The sequence below is a fragment of the Alcanivorax sp. genome, from assembly GCF_040119285.1.
In the GTDB taxonomy this organism is placed as follows: domain Bacteria; phylum Pseudomonadota; class Gammaproteobacteria; order Pseudomonadales; family Alcanivoracaceae; genus Alcanivorax.
This window is the reverse complement of sequence record NZ_JBEDTY010000014.1, coordinates 33,516-55,922: the sequence shown is the minus strand read 5'-3', so window position 1 is coordinate 55,922 and position 22,407 is coordinate 33,516. Positions and strand designations below refer to the sequence as shown.

Annotated in this window: 18 protein-coding genes; 13 read left to right on the top strand and 5 right to left on the bottom strand. The window is 55.2% G+C overall.

Features of this window, described 5'->3' with window-relative positions:
* Positions 1 to 139 precede the first annotated feature (139 nt).
* Complete coding sequence (locus ABNH10_RS04535; RefSeq protein WP_349384924.1) at positions 140 to 3,496, top strand: hybrid sensor histidine kinase/response regulator; 3,357 nt, start codon at positions 140 to 142, stop codon at positions 3,494 to 3,496.
* On the top strand, positions 3,493 to 4,398 hold the full coding sequence (locus ABNH10_RS04530; protein WP_349384923.1) for a response regulator: 906 nt from the start codon (positions 3,493 to 3,495) through the stop codon (positions 4,396 to 4,398). Before ABNH10_RS04535 ends, ABNH10_RS04530 begins: the two co-directional genes overlap by 4 nt.
* Here ABNH10_RS04530 and ABNH10_RS04525 read toward each other — a convergent pair.
* The gene (locus ABNH10_RS04525; protein ID WP_349384922.1) at positions 4,392 to 4,916 is read right to left on the bottom strand and encodes a hypothetical protein; all 525 of its coding nucleotides are present in this window, start codon (positions 4,914 to 4,916) and stop codon (positions 4,392 to 4,394) included. The genes ABNH10_RS04530 and ABNH10_RS04525 overlap by 7 nt on opposite strands.
* A gap of 267 nt (positions 4,917 to 5,183) precedes the next feature.
* Between ABNH10_RS04525 and ABNH10_RS04520 the strand changes: the two genes are divergently transcribed.
* Positions 5,184 to 6,446: a 6-phosphofructokinase gene (locus tag ABNH10_RS04520; RefSeq protein WP_349384921.1), complete on the top strand. Its 1,263-nt coding sequence runs from the start codon at positions 5,184 to 5,186 to the stop codon at positions 6,444 to 6,446.
* 158 nt (positions 6,447 to 6,604) lie between these two features.
* On the opposite strand, the gene ABNH10_RS04515 is transcribed toward ABNH10_RS04520, so the two are convergent.
* Together ABNH10_RS04515 and upp are read right to left on the bottom strand one after the other, a co-directional pair.
* The gene (locus ABNH10_RS04515) at positions 6,605 to 7,921 is read right to left on the bottom strand and encodes a uracil-xanthine permease family protein (protein ID WP_349384920.1); all 1,317 of its coding nucleotides are present in this window, start codon (positions 7,919 to 7,921) and stop codon (positions 6,605 to 6,607) included.
* 30 nt (positions 7,922 to 7,951) lie between these two features.
* On the bottom strand, positions 7,952 to 8,578 hold the full coding sequence (upp, locus tag ABNH10_RS04510; RefSeq protein ID WP_287961635.1) for a uracil phosphoribosyltransferase: 627 nt from the start codon (positions 8,576 to 8,578) through the stop codon (positions 7,952 to 7,954).
* Between the two features lie 349 nt (positions 8,579 to 8,927).
* On the opposite strand from upp, the gene ABNH10_RS04505 reads away from it, so the two are divergent.
* Entirely contained in the window at positions 8,928 to 9,296 is a 369-nt protein-coding gene (locus tag ABNH10_RS04505; RefSeq protein ID WP_349384919.1) for a rhodanese-like domain-containing protein, read from the top strand.
* Between the two features lie 151 nt (positions 9,297 to 9,447).
* Positions 9,448 to 9,978 carry an inorganic diphosphatase gene (gene ppa, locus ABNH10_RS04500; protein WP_035459114.1) on the top strand — a complete coding sequence of 177 codons (531 nt, stop codon included), beginning with the start codon at positions 9,448 to 9,450 and terminating at the stop codon, positions 9,976 to 9,978.
* Between the two features lie 192 nt (positions 9,979 to 10,170).
* Here the strand turns inward: ppa and ABNH10_RS04495 are convergent, their stop codons facing one another.
* Positions 10,171 to 11,307, bottom strand: coding sequence for a helix-turn-helix domain-containing protein (locus tag ABNH10_RS04495; RefSeq protein ID WP_349384918.1), 1,137 nt, complete (start codon positions 11,305 to 11,307; stop codon positions 10,171 to 10,173).
* A gap of 32 nt (positions 11,308 to 11,339) precedes the next feature.
* On the opposite strand from ABNH10_RS04495, the gene ABNH10_RS04490 reads away from it, so the two are divergent.
* Positions 11,340 to 12,203: a metal-dependent hydrolase gene (locus ABNH10_RS04490; protein ID WP_349384917.1), complete on the top strand. Its 864-nt coding sequence runs from the start codon at positions 11,340 to 11,342 to the stop codon at positions 12,201 to 12,203.
* A gap of 354 nt (positions 12,204 to 12,557) precedes the next feature.
* Here ABNH10_RS04490 and ABNH10_RS04485 read toward each other — a convergent pair whose 3' ends face one another.
* On the bottom strand, positions 12,558 to 13,565 hold the full coding sequence (locus ABNH10_RS04485) for a DUF2333 family protein (protein ID WP_349384916.1): 1,008 nt from the start codon (positions 13,563 to 13,565) through the stop codon (positions 12,558 to 12,560).
* Between the two features lie 508 nt (positions 13,566 to 14,073).
* Here ABNH10_RS04485 and dsbD point away from each other — a divergent pair.
* The 7 genes from dsbD to dusB all read left to right on the top strand — a co-directional run bounded on the left by dsbD (position 14,074) and on the right by dusB (position 22,386).
* Positions 14,074 to 15,954, top strand: coding sequence for a protein-disulfide reductase DsbD (gene dsbD, locus ABNH10_RS04480; protein ID WP_349384915.1), 1,881 nt, complete (start codon positions 14,074 to 14,076; stop codon positions 15,952 to 15,954).
* A 279-nt stretch (positions 15,955 to 16,233) separates the two neighbouring features.
* Complete coding sequence (aroQ, locus tag ABNH10_RS04475) at positions 16,234 to 16,674, top strand: type II 3-dehydroquinate dehydratase (protein ID WP_349384914.1); 441 nt, start codon at positions 16,234 to 16,236, stop codon at positions 16,672 to 16,674.
* A gap of 2 nt (positions 16,675 to 16,676) precedes the next feature.
* Positions 16,677 to 17,129 carry an acetyl-CoA carboxylase biotin carboxyl carrier protein gene (gene accB / locus ABNH10_RS04470; protein WP_349384913.1) on the top strand — a complete coding sequence of 151 codons (453 nt, stop codon included), beginning with the start codon at positions 16,677 to 16,679 and terminating at the stop codon, positions 17,127 to 17,129.
* Between the two features lie 12 nt (positions 17,130 to 17,141).
* Positions 17,142 to 18,488: an acetyl-CoA carboxylase biotin carboxylase subunit gene (accC, locus tag ABNH10_RS04465; protein ID WP_349384912.1), complete on the top strand. Its 1,347-nt coding sequence runs from the start codon at positions 17,142 to 17,144 to the stop codon at positions 18,486 to 18,488.
* A gap of 159 nt (positions 18,489 to 18,647) precedes the next feature.
* Positions 18,648 to 19,529 (top strand): 50S ribosomal protein L11 methyltransferase, encoded by an 882-nt coding sequence (gene prmA, locus ABNH10_RS04460; RefSeq protein WP_349384911.1) that lies wholly within the window; start codon positions 18,648 to 18,650, stop codon positions 19,527 to 19,529.
* Between the two features lie 167 nt (positions 19,530 to 19,696).
* Positions 19,697 to 20,926, top strand: a complete 1,230-nt coding sequence (locus ABNH10_RS04455) for a zinc-ribbon and DUF3426 domain-containing protein (RefSeq protein WP_349384910.1) — start codon at positions 19,697 to 19,699, stop codon at positions 20,924 to 20,926.
* 419 nt (positions 20,927 to 21,345) lie between these two features.
* Positions 21,346 to 22,386 (top strand): tRNA dihydrouridine synthase DusB, encoded by a 1,041-nt coding sequence (dusB, locus tag ABNH10_RS04450; protein WP_349384933.1) that lies wholly within the window; start codon positions 21,346 to 21,348, stop codon positions 22,384 to 22,386.
* Positions 22,387 to 22,407 lie beyond the last annotated feature (21 nt).

The window sequence follows — 22,407 nt, the reverse complement described above, 5'->3', positions numbered from 1 at the left end:
GGCCATAAAGTAATGCGCGTACACGAACGGGCACGTTTTGTGCATTGCTGCCTGCATCATCATGGAGCAACTGACACCGCCCCAGCACTTATTCCGGCATCCGCGAAATGGACATCCTGCTGCCGACAACGGAAACGTTATGGCAATCGAGCAACGCATATTCCGTGTGCGACGCAGTTACAATCAGTGGGTTGGCAACCAAACGTTGGAGGATTTCTCATTGCGTTTCACGGGCAAGGGAGCCCGTCGCTGGTCTGCCGGTCGAGTCGCCGGCACAGCTATCGGTGCGATCACTTTCCTTGCCCTGGAAGCCATTGGTGGAGCGATCACCTTAAATTACGGCTTCACTAACGCAGTGGCGGCCATCTGTGCGGTCATGCTCACCATCTTCCTTCTCGGTTTGCCCGTCAGTTATTACGCCGCTCGTTACGGGGTGGATATCGACCTGCTTACTCGGGGAGCGGGCTTTGGCTACCTAGGCTCAACCATCACCTCCCTGATATACGCGTCATTCACCTTTATTTTCTTCGCCTTGGAAGCGGCTATCATGGCCATGGCGCTGGAAATACTGTTCGATATCCCTCCAACTATTGGGTATTTACTCAGCTCACTAATCGCCATTCCATTAGTCATTCATGGCATCACCACCCTGACCCGTTTTCAGTTATGGACACAGCCCATATGGGTATTCCTGCAGCTACTTCCATTCGGGTTTATCCTCATGCAAGACCCAGAATCACTGCCGCGCTGGGCCAGCTTCGAAGGACTTAATAACGATGGCGGTAACTTCAACCTGATCATGTTTGGCGCCGGCGCCACCGTGCTGTTTTCACTGGTTGCACAAATTGGCGAGCAAGTAGATTTTCTGCGTTTCATGCCTGAACCGGAAAAAGGCAAACGGCTACGCTGGTGGGCAGCCATGCTCGCCGGTGGGCCTGGTTGGGTAGTGATCGGCGCGTTGAAAGCCTTAGCCGGCTCCTTTTTGGCGGTACTGGCTTTTTATTCTGGGCTCGCCCTGGAGCAAGCTCAGGAACCAATGCATATGTACCTGGTGGCATTCAGTCATGTCACCCAAAACCCCACCATGCTACTGGCACTGGCCGGGATCTTCGTTATTCTCTCGCAGTTAAAAATCAACGTAACCAACGCCTATGCCGGCTCCATTGCCTGGTCCAACTTTTTCTCCCGGCTGACCCATAGCCACCCTGGGCGGGTTGTATGGCTAGTCTTCAATGTTGTGATTGCCTTGGTATTGATGGAAATCGGTATTTACCGGGCTTTTGAATCCATCCTCGGCAGCTACGCGGTGGTCGCGGTGGCTTGGATGGGCGCTTTAGTGGCCGACTTAGTGATCAATAAACCGCTGGGACTCAGCCCAAAACACATCGAATTTAAACGTGCCCATCTCTATGACCTGAACCCCGTAGGGTTCGGCTCTATGATGATCGCCACGGCCATCGGCCTTAGTGCTCGCGCCGGCCTGTGGGGCGAAACAGCCCGAGCTCTGGCCTCCTTTATTGCCCTGTTCAGCACCTTTATCAGTGCCCCATTGATTGCCCTACTTACCCGCAGCCGTTACTACATCGCCCGCGCGCCCATCCCTAGCCGTGAGTTGGAAGGCCTTGCTTGTTGTATTTGCGAGCATCATTTCGACAGGGAGGACATGGCCTTCTGCCCCGCCTACAACGGCCCGATATGTTCCTTATGCTGTTCTTTGGATGCACGCTGCAACGACAGCTGCAAACACAACGCTCGTTTCTCCGAACAATTGATTGACTGGATGGGCGGGCTGCTTCCACAAACACTGATTAATCACATGCGCTCACGGATGGGGCATTTTCTCGGCCTGCTGATCATCGTGGCCTTGATTATGAGTGGACTGCTGGCTTTGATTTATTATCAAATCCCCATTGCCGACCCTACGGTAAAAGAACTGATGGCTGACACCCTGACCAAAGTGTTCGCCATACTCATCATTATCAGCGGTGTGGTAGCTTGGTTGTTTGTGCTTGCCCACGAAAGTCGGGTTGTTGCCCAAGAAGAAAGCCGGCGCCAAACCCGCATGTTGATGGAAGAAATTAAAGCTCACGAAAAAACTGATCTGGCATTACAGCAAGCCAAGGAACTGGCCGAATCCGCCAATCAAGCAAAAAGCCGCTACCTCACAGGGCTCAGCCACGAACTACGCTCCCCTCTTAATGCCGCTTTTGGCTACGCCCAACTGCTGGAGCAGGATCCAACCATCCCGGAAAACCGGCGCGATGCCATTGGTGCCATTCGCCGCAGTACAGAGCATCTATCCGACCTGATTGAAGGGCTGCTGGAGATATCCAAAATCGAAGCGGGCCGGCTGGAGCTGTACCGCAATCAGGTATGCGTACCGGAACTCATCGATGAACTGGTCACCATGTTTCAGTTACAGGCCGCGGAAAAAGGCATTGGCTTCGAATTTCGCAGTAAAAGCCAGATGCCCACCTGGGTCACTACGGATGAGAAACGGTTACGACAGATTCTGATCAACCTGCTCTCCAACGCCATCAAGTTTACCCGTGAAGGCCAAGTCACACTGACCTTTCGTTACCGCAATCAAGTGGCCGAGTTCGTTATTGCCGATACCGGCGTCGGCATTGATGAAGAAGACCTGAAACGCATCTTCCGACCGTTCGAGCGGGTAAGAAAACCGGGAACTCCCAGTGTTCATGGCACCGGGCTAGGGCTCACCATTACCCAGTTGTTAGCCGACATCATGGGAGGCGATATACAAGTAAGCAGCATCCCCGGCCAAGGAAGTGAATTTCGTCTTTCGGTAATGCTATCCAGATTGAGTGGCCCGGCCCCCACCCGCCATGAACGCAAACCCGTGGCCGGCTATATTGGCGAGCGTAAAAGCCTGTTGATCATCGATGATGACCCCTCACACCGGGGCCTAATCAGTGATCTGCTTACCCCCTTGGGATTTATTATCAATGAAGCTCCGGATGGAGAAACAGGCTTGCAACTGGCCCGGCATACTGCCCCAGACCTAGTACTACTAGACATTTCTATGCCAGGCCTCACCGGCTGGGAAACCGTTCAACATATTCGTCAGCAAGGTTACCGTGGCCCGGTAATCATGCTTTCTGCCAATGCTCGTGAAAACGACCCAGCCATCCCCGACGGCTTGCATAACGATTACCTGACCAAACCACTAAAACTCAATAGCCTACTAGACAGCCTAGCCCGCCACCTATCACTGACTTGGTTGCATCCACACAATACTTCACCAAAGCACATCACCGTTGTGCAGCAAGCCGAACCAGTGCGCGCTCTAAATAGCACCCTGCGTGATGAACTTCTTGCTCTGGCAGAGATCGGTCACTTAACGGGTCTACTGAATCGGATAATACAGGAGCGAGAAAAGGGAAATCTGGGTTCTGATATAGCGGAAAGAATGCACACTTTACTTAAAATATTTGATTTTCAGGCCGTGATCCGATTATTAGAGGCAGCCCCATGACAGCCGCACAACGTAAAGACCTGATACTGGTGGTGGACGACTCCCCAGACTCTCTCGGCATGATTCATCAGGCGTTGGATCAAGCCGGGCTCACTGCTCTTATCGCACTGGAAGGCCAGCAAGCACTGAATATTGCCGAAAAAATGACACCAGATTTGATCTTGATGGATGCGATCATGCCCAACTTAGATGGCTTCGAAACTTGCCGCCGCCTGAAACAGCATCCAAATCTGGCCTGCGTTCCAGTAATTTTCATGACCGGACTAACCGAAAGTGAAGATGTGGTCCGGGGTCTGGAAGCCGGGGGCGTGGACTACATCACCAAACCAGTGCGGCCTAACGAACTGATCGCTCGCATCCGCGTACATTTAAACAATGCTCGCATGACACAAAGCGCCCACACCACCCTGGACCGACTTGGCCAGACCAGCTTTTCCACCGATGCCGCAGGCCAATGGCACTGGGCAACCCCGCACACCGACCAGCTACTGGAAAAAGCCAAGGTGGAACGCAGCGCGCTTGCAGACCCAATACAACGCTGGCTCAAACATCAACCGGAGCGGGGCCAGCAACTCAATACACTGCCGGGTAACCTGGGGCTACGCTATCTGGGTCATTCAGTGAGCGGTGAGGAAAATAGCGAGCACTTATTCCGGCTGCTACACCACGACAGCGATGCAGAGCTGGAGTTGCTGAAAACATCGCTGCATGTAACCCACCGCGAGTCCCAGGTACTAGTGTGGATTGCACACGGTAAAACCAACCGAGAAATTGCCCAGATTCTCGAGTTAAGCCCACGGACAGTAAACAAACACCTGGAACAGATCTTCCGCAAACTGGGAGTTGAAAACCGGACAGCCGCAGCAGCCATGGTTATTCAATACCTTACCCAGATTCATTGAGCGCCAGCCACCACCTCAGGCAGCAACAGAACCACACCCGCATAACTGGCCACCAGCAAGGTCATGGCAACCCCCAGCCCAAGGAAGGGCCCCACATTCAACGCACGGTGGTAGATGAAACTTTGCGCTGCCAACTGCCAGCTCACTAGCACTAAGTAAAGCAGCTCAATGGCATTCAGTGACTGAGCCATAGAGGCGTTAAGGGCCAGCAACGGCAGGCTCAGCAGGGTCAACACCACATCGACACCAACCAGCGACAGGGCCGTCTGCAGCCAACGCCCCTGCAGCCCTTTAAACGCCAGCAGCAGACCTGTACCCGCCAGCACCACCACCAGCGATAGCAGTTGGCTGCTCACCAAGATACCAAGGGGTAATGCCGTCTGCAGGCTACCCACCAATAGCTGCAGCATAAACCAGCCTGCCAGCACCAGCGCCATTAACGACGGGGAATACGGGACGTTTTCAGGGCTGGCACGAAATATAGCCAGCCGCCAGAACAAGGTTATCAATACAGTCATGGATCCTCCGGCCCGCTATTCTTTCAGAGCGGGAGGGAAAGGCAAGCAGGAACAAGCTTCAAGCTTAATGTTGCAACACAAAAAAACATCTTCACCATTCGATCAATGGCCGTCGCACAGCCCCTCTTGTCAGTTTCAGCCGCCCACCCACAACGTCACCAGCCCATGCACGCATTGAACCTTAACATCATGTCGTCCGACAACCGCAGGTGTGTTTTTTGGGGCGCCTTCGCTAGAATGCTCGCAAATTGAATCAAGGGGTCTCACATGGCGCGTAAAAACGCTTTCTATGCTCAGTCCGGCGGTGTCACTGCCGTCATCAATGCTTCTGCTGCCGGCGTTATTGAAACAGCACGAGAAAACAAGGATGTGATCGGCAAAGTCTACGCCGGCCGGAATGGCATCATCGGCGCACTCACTGAAGAGCTGATCGATACAAGCAAAGAAAGCAAAAGCGCCATTGAAGCGCTCAAGCACACCCCCGGCGGGGCCTTCGGTTCTTGCCGCTATAAGCTGAAAGATCTCAAGACCTCCCAACGCGAATACGAACGTCTAATCGAAGTCTTCAAGGCTCACAACATCGGCTACTTCTTCTATAACGGTGGTGGTGATTCCGCCGACACCTGCCTGAAAGTATCACAGCTTTCCGAGAAAATGGGCTACCCGATCCAGGCTATCCACGTGCCCAAAACCGTGGACAACGACCTGCCCTTCACCGACGTGAGCCCAGGTTTCGGTTCCGTCGCCAAGTACACCGCTGTGAGCTGCCGTGAGGCCGCCCTGGACGTGGCCAGCATGTGCGCCACCTCCACCAAGGTGTTCGTGATGGAAGTCATGGGCCGTCACGCTGGCTGGATCGCCGCCTCCGCCGGGCTAGCCAAAGAGGATGCCGATGACGCTCCGCACCTGATCTTGTTCCCGGAAATTGCCTTCGACAAAGCGGCCTTCATGAAAAAGGTGGAAGCCACCGTCAAGAAAGCAGGCTATTGCGTCATTGTGGTGTCCGAAGGGGCTCGCTATGAAGACGGTACTTTCTTGGCCGACGCGGGTAACACTGACGCCTTTGGCCACAAGCAGCTGGGCGGTGTGGCTCCGGTCATCGCTCAGATGGTGAAAGACGAACTCGGCTACAAATACCACTGGGCTGTAAGCGATTACTTACAGCGCGCCGCACGCCACATAGCATCAGCCACTGACGTGGAGCAAGCCTACGCAGTGGGCCGAGCCGCCGTTGAGTTCGCTGTGGCCGGTAAAAACGCAGTCATGCCCACCGTGGTTCGCAAGGACACAAAAAAATACAGCTGGACCATCGGCGAAGCGCCGCTAAAGAAAGTGGCCAATGTAGAAAAGAAAATGCCGCGTAAATACATCAGCAAGGATGGTTTCGGCATTACCCCCGCGGCCCGAGCCTACCTAGAGCCTTTGATTGGTGGTGAATCCTACCCTCCCTACAAAAACGGCCTGCCGCAATTTGCCAAACTAAAACTGGCCCCGGTCGAGAAAAAGTTAAACGATGCTTTTGAGGTATAAAACACTGGCATCCTGATAAAAAGCAAAAGCCTCGCAATGCGAGGCTTTTGCTCTTCACTAACGCCCAATGGCCATTCAGCGCTGACCGTTTCCCAGAACAACTATTCTTTTAATTTCGACGATTCAACCATCAGATCAACCGCCCCATAAAAACAGAATCATGTGCGCTCATGGCGCTCTTTTTTACGTGCGTGCGCCAACAAGTCATCAACATACTCCTGCTCTTCATGAAGATCATCGGCCATGGAGGGGGCATGGGGAAGCACCTGATTCAGCAGCACCGCCACCAACCCGCATAGGCTAATGCCCTGCAGGGTGAAGTCGCCGTTGCCCATGACCATGCCGCCAATGCCGAAAATCAAGGTTACCGCCACAATGACCAGATTACGTTGCGCATGAAGATCCACCTGCGCCTTGATCAAGGTATTCATGCCCACACTCGCAATGGAGCCGAACATAAGAATCAAAATTCCGCCCATCACTGGGGTGGGGATACTCTGTAGTAACAACCCAAACTTGCCAATAAAGGCCAATAAGATGGCGAAGATCGCTGTCCAGGTCATTACCACCGGATTGAACACCCGGGTCAACATCACCGCGCCGGTAACTTCCGAATAAGTGGTATTAGGTGGGCCACCGAACAAGGCCGCGACCATGCTCGCCACACCATCGCCTGTGAGCGTGCGATGCAGCCCAGGCTTACGAATATAGTCTTTGCCGGTCACGTTACTGATCGCCAGCACATCTCCTACATGCTCAATGGCCGGCGCCAGTGCCACCGGCATCATGAACAGGATGGCGGGCCAATAAAAGGTGGGAGCAATAAAGGTCGGCACCGACAACCAGCCCGCTTGATTCACCCCGGAAAAATCCACCATGCCCATGGCCAGAGCCGTCAGATAGCCCGAAACCACTCCGCACAGAATGGGTAATAGCCGGAACAAACCATGCCCCAGCGCCGCCACCAACATAGTGACCAACAAGGAAACCATGGAAACGAGCAGCGCATCCCCATACGCAAACATCTGCATCTCACCATTACCGGACATGCCCATGGCAAAGTTCACCGCAGTAGGGGCCAAGCTCAGCCCAATCACCATAATGATGGGGCCGGTGACTACCGGCGGCATCAGCCGGTGCAGAAACCCCGGGCCCCGCCATTTCACTAACACTCCGAGAATCACGTAAACCACGGCTGTGCAGAACAGGGCCCCCATCGTGGCAGGCACCCCCCACTGTTTCACAGCATGGGAAATGGGTGCCACAAATACAAAAGAGGACGCGAGAAAAACAGGAATAGAGCGCCGAGTAATCCATTGAAACAGCAGCGTGCCCAAGCCCGCGGTAAATAGCGCCACGCTGGGGTCCAGCCCTGTGAGCAACGGCATTAACACCATCGCACCAAAAGCCACAAACAGCATCTGGGCACCAATAAGAATGGTTTTCCAGTTCCAGAATCCGCCGGTCTGGCTCATAAGGAGCTCCTGTTAGCAATAATCAAGCGGCTACTTGGTGCCGAAAATCTTGTCCCCGGCATCCCCCAGGCCCGGCATAATGTAACCGTCCTCGTTCAAACCCTGATCCACCGAAGCAGTGTAAAGAGACACATCAGGGTGTGCTTCTTGGACTTTACGGATACCTTCCGGCGCCGCCACCAGCACCAAAGCTCGAATCTGGGTGCAACCGGCTTTTTTTAGCATGTCGATGCAAGCCAGCATGGAGCCCCCGGTGGCTAGCATTGGGTCGATAACTAGCGCCGTGCGCTCGTCGATATCGTGGGCCAGCTTCTCAAAATAGGCCACCGGCTGCAGAGTGGTCTCATCCCGATACACCCCCACCACACTCACTTTAGCGCTGGGGATCAATCCCAGCACTCCATCCAGCATACCCAAGCCGGCCCGCAGAATAGGCACCACGGTGATTTTTTTACCCCGAATGCGCTGGGCCGGCGCCTTGCCCATCCAGGTATCCACCTGATAATCCTCCAGCACCAGGTCGCTAGTGGCTTCGTAGGTCAACAGGCTGCCCACCTCTGCGGTCAGCTGGCGAAAACTACGGGTGCTCAAGCTCTTCTGGCGCAACAGCCCCAGCTTGTGTTGGACCAACGGATGGCGAATTTCATGGACACTCATGGTGGCAGGCTCCTGGATACCAACAAAACACGGGGGCGCAGATCACCCCAACAATAGCGATATTGTGACGATTACAGCGCAAATGTCACCGGTGCACACGCTGTGTCCTGTCAGCGGACTACCGTCCGTAATCAGGGAGTGCTAACGTCAAAAAAGAAAACAGGGAGAGCCGGTGAACAAAGTCCTTGCCGAAATGAACCGAAAAGCGTTTGTTTGTGAGTGTGCCAGCTGCTCACTAGCGACCCGTTTTCTAACCCCGCGGCCAAACCGTCCATCGCAAACACGGTGCACACCGCAGAAAACTCTGGGAGCAACGGTAAGAATGGAAAAATCGACAGGAGTCACAGTCATGAAGCGTTATCTAATCATTTCAATTTTTGCCGTATTGAACACACTTTGTGCTTCGCTATGGGCGGCTGACAGCCTCTCCGTGAGTGAACTCAAGCAAAGCATGCAAGACGACAAAGCGCCTATCATTATCGATGTGCGCGATGAAGACGAATATCTGGCCGGACATATTCCCGGCGCCATCATGGTCCCCGCTAAGCAGATGGAACATCACCTGGACATGATGGAGCAGTATCGCAAAGAAGACATCGTGCTGTATTGCCAATCTGGCCGCCGGGCCAGCGCCGCTGCCACCGTGCTGGAAAATGCCGGCTTCAAGAATGTGAAGCTGCTGCAAGGGGATTACCCGGGCTGGGAGTCCGCTCAATAAGCACCGATTTGCCCACCACCACACCTCCGACCGCCTATGGAATAAGGATATTTCTATTCCATAGGCAAGTTCGACCTTCGGCGATTAGCCGTTGCCCGCTGCCATTGCTATAATCCGCGCCCACCACCCACCCTGTTGAGAAGGACAGACCATGGATTTTGCTAAGGTTCCCGCCGGGAAAGACCTCCCCGAAGACATCTACGTGGCCATCGAGATTCCGGCCAATGCTGACCCGATCAAATACGAGATCGACAAAGACAGCAACGCCGTATTCGTAGACCGCTTCATGGCGACCCCCATGTTCTATCCGGCCAACTACGGCTACATCCCCAATACCCTGTCCGAAGATGGCGACCCGCTGGACGTGCTGGTGGTAACGCCTTACCCAGTGGTCCCCGGTTCCGTGATTCGCTGCCGCCCGGTAGGTATCCTGAACATGACCGACGAAGCCGGTAAAGATGCCAAGCTGGTCGCGGTGCCGCACACCAAATTGACCAAAATCTACGACAACGTAAAAGACATCGACGACCTTCCCGAGCTGTTGTTGGCCCAGATCAAGCACTTCTTCGAGCACTACAAAGAGCTGGAAGCAGGCAAGTGGGTGAAGGTTGATGGCTGGGACGGCGCCGAAGCCGCCAAGGCCGAGATCATCAAATCTGTAGAAGCTTACGAAAAAGCGTAAGGCGAGCTTCAAGCGACAACGCGAGATAGCTTCGCGGTAAGCAGAAAAAAAGGCCGCACCCATTATCTGGGCGCGGCCTTTTTTATGTCCCTTTCTTGCAGCAACATGCAATAAGCTCTGCCCGCAGAGCGGGCGCAAACACGGAACGCCCTTTTTCCTAACCGTCCCTCGCCTTTCAGCTTAGGCTGACGCCTACCTCTTCTCTCGATAGGCGCTCGGAGTCATCCCACTCCAACGCTTAAATGCCTTGGAGAAATTGGCCACATCGTTATATCCCAATCGGTATGCCACTTCACTGATGCTGTTTTCTGATTGAACCAACAGACGGCGTGCCTGCTGATAACGCTCTTCATCCTGCAATTGACGATAGCTCAACCCGGCCTGCTGCAAGTGACGCTTCAACGTACGAGCCGATACCGCCAGCCGCTCCGCCATCCCCTGTAGCGACGGCAAAGGCGCCGGGTGGTCTTGCAAGGCTGAGCGAATACGCCTCGCCATCACACCCTCGTCTTCGGTGCGCCACTGACGAAACTCCATCTCGCATTGCTGCCGGGCAATGGCCGCCACCTGAGGGTCCGCCAATCGAGGACGAGCCTCCAGCGCCGACAACGGAAATACCAACGCATTTTCCTCTTGATCAAAGCATACTGGCACGCCCACCTCTTTTCGCAATGCCCTTAACCAGGCCGGCGCAGGCCCGCATCGATGAATCTCCAACCCTTGCGGCAGGCTCTCCAGCAACTGCTCGATCATAAAGACCAACCCCACCAACATAGCCTCAATAATAAAATCGTGAGCGATGCCTAGCGGTCTCGTGCTACGCAATTGAAGATGAGCCCGCCCTGATTGACGAGTCTGGTGGATTTCCAGGAAAGGGGCGCGTAACCCTAGAAAACGGCACGCTGCATCCAGTGCAGCCTGAGCGCTGGCGCTGGATAGGGCCAATAGCCCCACCGGGCCATGTAAGGTGATACTCATGGCCCGGGCATAACGGAACCCCAAGCCTCGCTCGCCGACCATTTCAACGCCACGCTCGGCCACAGTCTGGGCCAGAGACATCGACACCCGGCGGTCCACTGCCAGCAACTCGTCACGGCTCACCCCAAGTCCTATCAGCAGAGCCGGGGCGTCCAGTTTCAGGGACACCAGTACGTCATACAGCAGCACCACATAGATACCTGGCACCCCCGCACCTCCCCATGGACGGCCCGAACTCACCATTTGTTGGCCCTCCACGACAAGACCTTGAATGCAAGACTCCGCATAGTAGTTGGCATTATGAGCCTGTTCAAAGCGAATACGCTGCCACCCGGCTCCAGACTCGACCATGTCATCACTGACATTGGCACCAGGAGATCCCAATGAACCTGACGCTGGTAAAAAAGAAAACACATCCATCCATTCCCATTACCCCACGTCGAATGGAATTTTCGTTTGAAGGAATCAAACACGATGATTACTGGTTCGACAACGATCCGGTACTAACTCATCTGCTCAATATTCTGTCGTTGACCTTCCCGGACGGCGAGCGCTTCTTCGTGGATTCAGTTCGTGCGCTTCGCGACCAAGTGCAAGACAAGGAGCGCCAAAAGGATATTTCCGGGTTTATTGGCCAAGAAGCCATGCATTCGTTAGAGCACCAGGCCTTCAATGACCTGATTGCTAACGGCAAGTATGACGACATCATTAACCACGCTCTTAACGTTACCAACAAACTATTGGCCGGCGCGCGCCAATACATGAGTAAACGCCAGCAATTGGCAGCGACTGCAGGCCTTGAGCACTTTACGGCAATTCTTGCCGACGCCATCCTCCGTCGCCCGGATCTGGTGGAAAGCATGGACCCTGCGGTACGCAACCTGTGGGTTTGGCATGCCATCGAGGAAACCGAACATAAAGCGGTAGCCTTCGACCTTTACAAAGAGGTGAATGGTAATTATCTGGAGCGCCAGCGCCTGTTCCTTTCCAGCACCGTCTATCTCATTGGCTTTTCCAGCTATTTCACTTGGCAAATGCTCAAACGCGACAAGACCCACCGCAAACCTCTGACTCTTGCCAAGGGATTGTGGAAAGGCTTCGGGTATAGAGGCGTTATCAGCAGCATCATTCCTGCCTGGTTCACCTACCTGAAACCCGGTTTCCACCCTTGGAATGACGATAACAGTGCGCTGATCGAAGAATGGCGCAAGAGCTTGCCGGCACCGAAAAAAAAGAGCGCGGCGTAGCATTCAATACCGTTGACTAAGCCACAGCTGGCTATCTTTTAACCTGAAAGCAAAAGGCCGCACCAGAAGTGGGTGCGGCCTTTTGCGTTTCAATTACTGCTAGCCTGGCGTGTCTCTGAAAACGCCTTACGTGCTCAGCGTGGGCGGGACGGGAGGCTCCGCACTCGTTGTCACGTTTTTTCGAGGAAGGGGCAATCTCAATCTCCCATGAGGGGCACCGCCAAAATCGCGCCTTCGCTGGTGCCCCAGATGGAGTATAGATTGCGAAACCGGCTAAAAGACTGGGCAATACAAGGGGTTTTCAGCAGCGCCCTAGCTCGAGACGCTACCCACTATCATACAGTCAATTGCCTTTTACCCTTCTTGTAACAATTTCCGCAGATCAATCAGCGCCGCATTGGCACGCGACACATAGTTTGCCATCACCAGAGAATGGTTAGCCAGCATGCCAAAACCGTCACCATTAAGAATCAAAGGGCTCCATATAGTTTCTTGGGTAGCCTCAAGTTCACGAACCATTTGCCGGAAACTGATGGTCGCATTTTTCTTACGAAGCACATCCGCGAAATCCACTTCCGCGCCACGCATTAACTGGGTGAGAGCCCAGGTTGCACCACGGGCTTCATAAAAGGCATCATCAATTTCTAACCAAGGGGTTTTAACAAAATCTTCATCTTTCTCAGGCTTGGCCGCTACGATGGTGCCGTCCTTGTCAACATTGAGCTGGCTGCGGCCAACACTCTGGCTGAGTTTCAAGCTCAAGGACCCTAGCCGGTTCTGCACTTCGTTCAGCCAGTAATTCAGGTTATCTGCCCGGGCATAGAATTTACCGTCATTTTCATTGGCATCAGTAAGGCGATCCAAGTAACGCTCCAGCGCCTTGATGCCCCGGCGATATTCACTTTCGGTGGCCGGCATGGCCCAGCTTTGCGCATCAAAATTGAATTGGGGCTCAGCAATAGCCAAGTCCTTGTCTTCCTGACTCTGGGACTGAGAGCGACTCATATCTCGGCGTAATACACGGCTAAAATCACGCACTTGTACCAACACGCCATATTCCCAAGCCGGCATATTATCCAACCACAGACGGTGTGGAAGGAGATCGTTGGTCAGGTAGCCACCAGGTTTAGACAACAACGTATCGGCCACGAAAATCAGCTCTCGAGTGGTAGTCTCCCCCCGAGTCACATCCGCTTTCGGCGTTACCTTCTTCAGCTCCGGCTCTTGGCTCCAGTACCAACCCAACAAAATATCCACCAGCAGCAACAAACCGAGCAAGCAAAGCAACGCCTTCCAGAGCCGGTTACTACGAGGATCTAGCATGGCATCCCCCATTTTTTCGCTAAATTTATCGTTACTCATGATTACTCCCGAGATCCTTCAAGTTGCTACCGTTTCTACCACTATAGCTCACTACCTACTCAAGCTGCAGTTACCCAAGCTGGCGCTCACTCTCTTATTCGGCAAGGTTCCACCATAGAGGGACAAAACACCACCTACAATCCATAATATTAAGGAGCATAAAACCATCCAGGCGGCCCATTCTGCCTTTGATACCCCGTCCACTTGGCCCCGCACCACAGACGCGCAAACTCTACCCGCATCAACCGTCGTCCTACAGGTCTACAGTCATGGAATTTTTGGTTAAACTGCGCCAGCGATCAGGGCCGGATTTACCGAATTGTCTGCACAAGACATTTCCGTTCATTTGCAATTCAGCCAAGCATCAGACGGCCCAATTAACCGGCAACACCCCGACACCGGGCTCCGGTTAACCTGGCCTTAACATCGCCAAATGAAACTAAGTCCCTGTTCTTGCATCAAAGCGCCACACGAATCTGGCGCATCACGAACCGGGGAGGAGAATTTGATGAAGCAGTGCTGGCAGCGTCTTCTGGTCGCGATTATGGTCATGGTCCCACTGTCCTGGGCCAATGCCAACAACCTGTTCGGCGATCAAGAACGCCTGCCCACCGTGGATGAAGCGATTCAGCTAGTACCCGATGCGGACTGGGACAACCAGCAACTGCGACTGGATTTCGAGCTGATCGATGATGTTTATCTCTATCAACACCGTTTCGGGTTCACCCTGCGTGACACCAATGGCAATGTGATTAACGATTTTGCCGAATTGATACTGCCCCCCGGGAAGCCCAAAACCGACGAGATATTCGGCGATGTAGAAGTCTATTTCGACCGTTTGAAGTTCTCGCTTCCTTTGAATAGCGTGCCGCTAGTGGATACCGAACTGGAAGTACGCTATCAAGGCTGCATTGAAGATACTCTCTGCTACCCGCCCACCCGCAAAGTGTTTGCATTCGACAATCCGCAACCGGCAAAAAAGCCCATGGCCGCGGTGCCACCCGCGGCCACTGACTCCATCGACGGCCCTGGTTTTCTCGATACACTACGGTCTGAGGACGCCAACGCCTTCAACCAGTGGATGAACGAACAACCTCTTGGCTTAATCATCGGCCTCTTCTTTGTGGGCGGGCTGCTGCTGGCCTTTACCCCCTGCGTTTTTCCCATGGTCCCCATTCTCTCCGGTATCATTGCCGGCGAGAAAGAGCCCAGCGCCACACGGGGCTTTACTCTCAGTGTCAGCTATGTATTGGGTATGGCCGTGCCGTACACTTTGGCAGGCTTATTGGTGGCACTTTTTGGCGCCGGCCTGAACCTGCAATTCATGCTGCAACAACCCGCGGCCATCGTTACTTCAGTAGCGATATTTGTCGTGCTGGCCCTGTCCATGTTTGGCCTGTATGAACTGCAGCTACCTGCGGCCTTGCGCAACAAGCTCCATCAACCTGGCCAAGAAGCTCGCGGTAGCCTGATCGGGGCCGCCATTATGGGCACCATTTCGGCCTTGGTCGTGTCCCCCTGTGTTACCCCCATCCTGGCCGGCGCGTTGATCTATGTTGCCGCTAGTGGCGACGCGGCCACTGGCGCAGCCTCCCTGTTCGCCCTGTCTATTGGCATGGGCCTGCCATTGATAATCTTTGGCACCGGGGGCGGCAGCTTGCTTCCCCGTGCTGGCATGTGGATGGAAGAGATCAAACGGTTCTTCGGCGTGGTGATGCTAGGCGTCGCCATCTGGCTGCTGGACCGCATCATCAGTGACACTATTACCTTGGGACTCTATGGCTTGTTGTTAGCCGTGTATGGCATTCAGCTGGGGGCATTGGAGCCTGCCGGTGAAGGCGCTGCCCGGCTCAAACGGGGCTTGACTCTGGTACTGACCCTGTACGGGGTAGTGATGATTGTCGGCGCCTTGAGTGGCGGCAAGAACCCGCTGCAACCGCTGGCGCACATGAATCAGCCAGGCACAAACAACGGTACCAGCCAAACTGACGCCCCCTCGGCCCAGCCTGGAGACCATGGGCCCTGGCAGACCATCGTTGGCCAGGCCTCCCTGGAGCAGGCGTTGGCCTCGTCTCGCCAAGCCAACAAGCCCGTGCTGGTAGATTTCTTCGCTGAGTGGTGCGTGGCTTGCAAGGTCTTGGAAGAGACCACCTTGAGTCACCCGGATGTGCTGAACGCCCTGTCCGGCTTTGACCTCTACCGAGTGGATATCACCGAAATCAACGCCGACAGCCAGGCCATCATGGAGCAGTACAACATTTTCGGGCTGCCGGCACTGGTGTTCTTCACCCCCATCAGCACTGAAATCCCCGATTCAAGAGTCCTCGGCGAAATGGGCCCGCAACGGTTTATTGAACACCTTAACAAGCGCGTCGTCCCTGGGCTTTAATGCCGCGTCAGTATAGTAAGGAAGGCGCCCACCCTCTTCGCCTCAAGCGCCCCGCTGGGGCGCTCCTGCAGGGAGCCGTTCCGTCTCCCGCCTAAGCAAGTAACCTGAAACAGTGCCGATATCCCGATATCTTCCGGCAACTTGTAACGAATGTTGTAAACCCCTTTTTTCTGTCATAGATTCCCCCTAATATTGCATTTGTGCGAGAAAACCCAAGTTAACCTGGGCTTTTCCAGCATGATCACTGCAAATAACGACAAATTCGCGAGGGGATCCATTTTGGCTTCCATTTTGGTCTTACATGGCCCGAACCTGAACCTGCTCGGCACACGCGAGCCGGACAAGTACGGCCATACCACCCTGGCGGACATCAACCAGCGGCTGCAGGAACAGGCCAGCACGGCCGGCCATCACCTACAGCACCTGCAAAGCAACGCAGAATACGAGCTGGTCGAGCGCATTCACGATGCCCATCCCGAGGGTGTCGACTTCATCATTATGAACCCGGCGGCCTTCACCCATACCAGCGTGGCACTGCGAGACGCTCTGCTGGCGGTGAACATTCCCTTTATTGAAGTGCACCTCTCCAACGTGCATGCCCGGGAAGCCTTCCGCCACCATTCTTATTTTTCTGATATTGCCAAGGGCGTTATATGCGGCCTCGGCGCCACCGGCTACGCGCTGGCGTTAACCGCTGCTCTCGAACAACTGGATGACTGAACATGGATATTCGCAAAGTCAAGAAACTGATTGAGCTGCTGGAAGAATCCGGCATTGAAGAGCTGGAAATCTGTGAAGGGGAAGAATCCGTGCGCATTAGCCGCGGCTCTCGCCAACCAGCCGTGCCGGCACATTACTATGCCGCCCCGCAGGCCCAGGCTCCGGCATCGGCACCAGCCCCCGCAGCCGAAACGCCCGCCGCGCAGGACAACACCCCCAGTGGCCACCTGGTTCGTTCACCCATGGTCGGCACCTTCTATCGTTCACCGTCCCCGGGCGCCTCGGCCTTCGCCGAAGTTGGCCAGAAAGTACAGGCCGGCGATGTGCTGTGTATCGTGGAGGCCATGAAGATGATGAACCAGATCGAGGCCGACAAGTCCGGCACACTGGATGCCATTCTGGTTGAAGACGGCGAGCCGGTTGAATTCGACCAGCCTCTGTTCTCCATCGTTTAACGGAGGCCTCCCATGCTGGAAAAGGTCGTTATTGCCAACCGCGGCGAGATTGCTCTGCGGATTCTGCGTGCTTGTAAAGAGCTGGGCATTCGCACCGTGGCGGTTTACTCGAAACCGGACCGGGATCTAATGCATGTTCGTCTTGCTGACGAAGCAGTGTGCATTGGCCCCGCTTCATCCGCCGATTCATACCTGAATATTCCCGCGCTGATCAGCGCCGCCGAAGTCACCGATGCCGACGCCATTCACCCCGGCTATGGTTTCTTGGCAGAAAATGCGGACTTTGCTGAAAGCGTAGAACGCTCCGGCTTCACCTTTATCGGCCCCAAGGCAGACACCATTCGTCTGATGGGCAATAAGGTGGCCGCCATTGAAGCCATGAAAAAAGCGGGCGTGCCCACCGTACCGGGCTCTAACGGCCCCGTCGGTGACGATGATGAAGCCTCACTGGCCATGGCAGAACAGATCGGTTACCCGGTGATCATCAAGGCCGCAGCGGGCGGCGGCGGGCGCGGCATGCGTGTGGTTGATGAAGCAAAGCAGCTGCTCAACGCCATCATCCTGACCCGCTCCGAAGCGAAAAACGCCTTCGGCGACGCCACCGTCTACATGGAAAAATTCCTCCAGAAACCACGACACGTGGAAGTGCAAGTACTGGCCGACGGTGCCGGCCACGCAATTCACTTAGGCGACCGTGATTGTTCCTTGCAGCGCCGTCACCAGAAGGTGGTGGAAGAAGCCCCGGCACCAGGAATTCCACAGCATCTAAAAGAAGAAGTCGCCGAACGCTGCGTCAACGCCTGTAAAGAAATCAATTATCGAGGCGCGGGCACCTTCGAATTCCTCTACGAGAACGAAGGCTTCTACTTCATCGAGATGAACACACGCGTACAGGTAGAACACCCCGTCACCGAAATGGTTACCGGGGTGGACATTGTCAAGGAACAGTTGCGTATCGCTGGCGGTGAAGGCCTGCAAATCCAGCAGCCCGACGTGCAATTCCAAGGTCATGCCATTGAGGTTCGCGTCAACGCAGAAGACCCGGTACGGTTTACCCCCTGCCCAGGCAAAATCACCTACTTCCACGCCCCTGGCGGCAACGGCGTGCGAGTCGATTCCCATATCTACAGTGGTTACACTGTTCCACCTTACTATGATTCCCTGATCGGCAAGCTGATCACTTGGGGGGAAAGCCGCGAGATCGCCTTCGCCCGCATGAAAAATGCGTTGGACGAAATTGTCGTGGAAGGCATCAAAACCAATATTGCCCTGCACCGCGACAAGATCTTCAAGGACGAAGCCTTCATTAAAGGTGGGGTGGACATTCACCACCTAGAAAAGAAACTCGGGACACACTAAAAGCCGTTGATAGTGAATTGATCACTATTATCGTTAACGGTTACCCTCCCCCTGATGGCCGCGCTCAGCGTTTGGGCGTGGCCTCTTGCGTTACAGACATCACAAAGTTACTCCCTCGCACTTTTAACGGTTAACTCTCAACTAGAGCGAAGCGACAACATGGCCTGGCTTCAACTCCACCTTGCCACCACCGAACAACACGCCGATGCCTTTCAGTCCGCACTGGAAAACCTCGGTGCCGTGGCCGTGACCCTCACCGACGGTGCCGACCAGCCTGTGTTCGAACCGCCACCAGGCACTCGCCCACTATGGCAGAACACCGTGGTTAGCGCTTTGTTCGAACAGGAACACACCCCGGAGCAGATTCTCAACGCCCTCGCTGCTCAAGGGCTAGAAGCGCAAGCCAGCCACCACGAAACCCTGGAAGACCAAGCCTGGGAGCGGGCATGGATGGATGATTTTTCACCCATGCAATTCGGTGAACGGCTGTGGATCATTCCTAGCTGGAGCGAAGCGCCGGACCCAGCGGCGGTCAACTTGAAGCTGGACCCAGGCTTGGCCTTCGGCACCGGCACCCATGAAACCACCGCCCTGTGCCTGCAATGGCTGGACGGCACCGACCTGCACAACAAAACCGTACTCGACTTCGGCTGTGGCTCTGGGGTGCTGGCCATCGCGGCTCTACTACTCGGCGCCGACGATACCACCGGCACCGATATTGACCCCCAAGCGTTAATTGCCAGTCACGACAATGCCCACAACAATGGCGTAGCCGAGTCTCTAACCCTGTTCCTGCCCGAGCAAATGCCTCTGGATTATCAGTGTGATGTACTGGTGGCCAACATACTCGCTGGGCCGCTGGTTGAGCTCTGCGAATTACTGGCCGGCTACTGCCGGCCCGGCGGCAAACTGGCCCTGTCCGGCATTCTTTCCGAACAGGCTGATAGCGTACGCACTGCCTATGAGCCTTGGTTTGAGTTGAACCCCATCACCCAACAGGGCGACTGGGTGCGCATTGACGGGATCCGACGGACGGTCTAAACCAGGACTTTCAGAGAAAACTGAGTGACAAGTCCTTGCGGCCTGTCCTGCTTTTTCTGTAAAACATACTTGATTCATCTGTACGCACTTCCGGAATGCCAAGGTTAGGTGAAAGCGGTTGCGTACAACGTGTTGTCTCTAGTCCAATAACAATTCAGGCGAAAGCCATGGCCACCCAATACAAGACCCGCTGCCCCCATTGTGCAGCCCAGTTCAAGATTACCGACGAACACCTGAAACAGGCCCGTGGTGCAGTGCGGTGTGGCTCCTGCTTGCAGATTTTTCAAGCCAGCGATTACCTGATCAATTCCCCAACAGCCCAGCAGACAGTCCCCCATGACCGTTGGGCCGGGGCATTGGACGGGTCCGAGAGCGCCCCCTCCCACCCCGAAACAGAACAAACGTTTGGCCATGATGATGCCGATTCCAATAGCCTAAGTATTCAGGGCATGGAACTTAGCGATTCGTTCATGAATCTTGACGCAGGCGATTCCAGCAACGGGTTGGGCGAGGACTTCGCCGACATGCAGGGCGCAGGCCGCGCCACTCACAATGAAAATGCCGACGAATCCTGGGCAGAAGCACTTCTGCAGGAATTGGAAGAAGACGATCCCGCTGCAGCCAACGCCAACACACCCGGTGATGTTCCCGTCTCATCCACGCCACCCTCCAGCGACTCACCGCCACCAAAGCAGCAAGCGCAACACACACCCGGCGCCCCGAGCGCAAAAACCGCGCAGCAGTCACAATCGCACGCCCCACCAGAAGCCGACGATGACAGCTTGTTTGGCGGGCTGGGCCTGTTTGGTGACGACCGTTATGAAGAACCGCTCCCTATTGGAAAACCCGTTCGCGAACGTAATGCCCCTTTCCGCCAGCAACGGGACTGGGGCGGCCTGGTCAAATGGACCTCTCTCTCGGCTATCGCCCTGTTCGCATTAGTAGGGCAATACGCCTTCTTCAATTTCGACGATTTGGCCCGTAACCCGCAATGGCACCCTATGTACCAACAAGCCTGCGGCATACTTGGCTGCCAGCTACCGAGCCGCTCCGATATCACCCAGGTACGCGGCACCAACCTAGTGATTCGCAGCCACCCCGACTACGCCAATGCGTTGATTGTTGACGCGATCCTGTTCAATGAAGCCAAGTATCCACAGCCTTTTCCGGAGCTGGAGTTGAGCTTTAGCGCCCTGAATGGCGGCCCGGTGGCCAGCCGCCGCTTTACCCCCCAGGAATACCTGCAAGGGGAACTACGCGGCATGGACACCATGCCCGTTCGCACACCGCTGCATATTTCGCTGGAAGTTGTAGACCCCGGCGACAAGGCGGTGAACTACAATTTGCGCCTGCTGCTGCCACGCCCTCAGCCACACGAGCAGCTCTCCCAACGCTAAAACGTTCATCGTGGATTTGAGAGAATGATATGAACAGCGCGACTTTCCTTGAGAATTCCGCCCAGAGAGCCCGGCGCCTGTTGCCTAAATCCCTGGCGTGAGATTTTAGCCATGATCCCTCCCGCTCGTCTGCCATTACGCTCTATTACAAAGAGCCAAAATCATTAACTATCGAGCAGCTGCCCGTTCCTCACCTCAGCATTCCGCGTTCAGCTTCAGGCACTGTCATGCTGCAGATCGCCATCCTCGTCAGCCCGTCGATTAATCAGGCACTACAAGTGTTTTTCATACCAATCCGTGGTGCCCCCCACACCACAAGTAAGATCAACAGCCCGTCGCCTAATAGCAAACGGGCCTTTCATCCCTGGCCACCGATCTCTATCATTGTTCCCCCTCTTAGACACCCTAAGCCCGGCGCCATGCAGATCGGACCCTACAACCTGCCCAACTCCCTGATCCTGGCCCCCATGGCCGGCGTCACGGACCGTCCTTTCCGGCGTTTGTGCAGGGATCTGGGGGCCGGCCTGCTGGTGTCGGAAATGGTGACCTCAGACACCCGTCTGTGGAACTCTCGAAAGTCTCGCCAACGGTTGGACCATAGCGGCGAACCGGGCCCCATCTCGGTACAGATTGCTGGCGGAGAGCCGGCAATGCTGGCGGAAGCGGCCCGTGCCAACGTGGACCATGGCGCCCAAATTATTGACATCAATATGGGCTGCCCGGCAAAAAAAGTGTGTAAACGCGCGGCCGGCTCTGCCCTGCTGGCCGACCCGGAACTGGTCGCACGCATCCTCGATGCCGTGACCCGGGCGGTAGATGTGCCCGTTACCCTGAAAATCCGCACCGGCCCTGATCGCGATCAGCGCAATGCCATCGACATTGCCCGCATCGCCGAAGCCGCCGGCATCCAGGCCCTTGCCATTCATGGGCGCACCCGCGCCGACAAGTTCAACGGTGACGCCGAATACGCCACTATCCAACAGGTGGTGGATGCGGTGAATATTCCGGTAATGGCCAATGGGGACGTGGATAGCCCGGAAAAAGCCAAACGGGTACTGGAATCCACTGGCGCCGGTGGTATCATGATCGGCCGCGCTGCTCAGGGTAACCCGTGGATCTTCCGGGACACCCTGTATTACCTCGAGCACGGCTCGCTGCCCGCAGCGCCGTTAGTAACGGAAGTCCATGATTGCGTGCAACAGCACCTGTGCGAGCTGCATCATTTTTATGGTGAGTTCATGGGGGTACGTATCGCACGCAAGCACCTGGGCTGGTACACACAGAACCTGCCCAATGGGGAAGACTTCCGGCGCGGGTTTAACACACTGGAAAATGCCACCGATCAACGCGTGGCAATCGAGCAGTTTTTCCAACAGATAAGCGCCACTACCGACCGGGTTCGCTTCGGTCGTTATGGCGAGGTGTCTGCCCGGAAGAAAAACGGAGCCCTGGCCGCATGACCCTTTCTTCAGTTAACACAG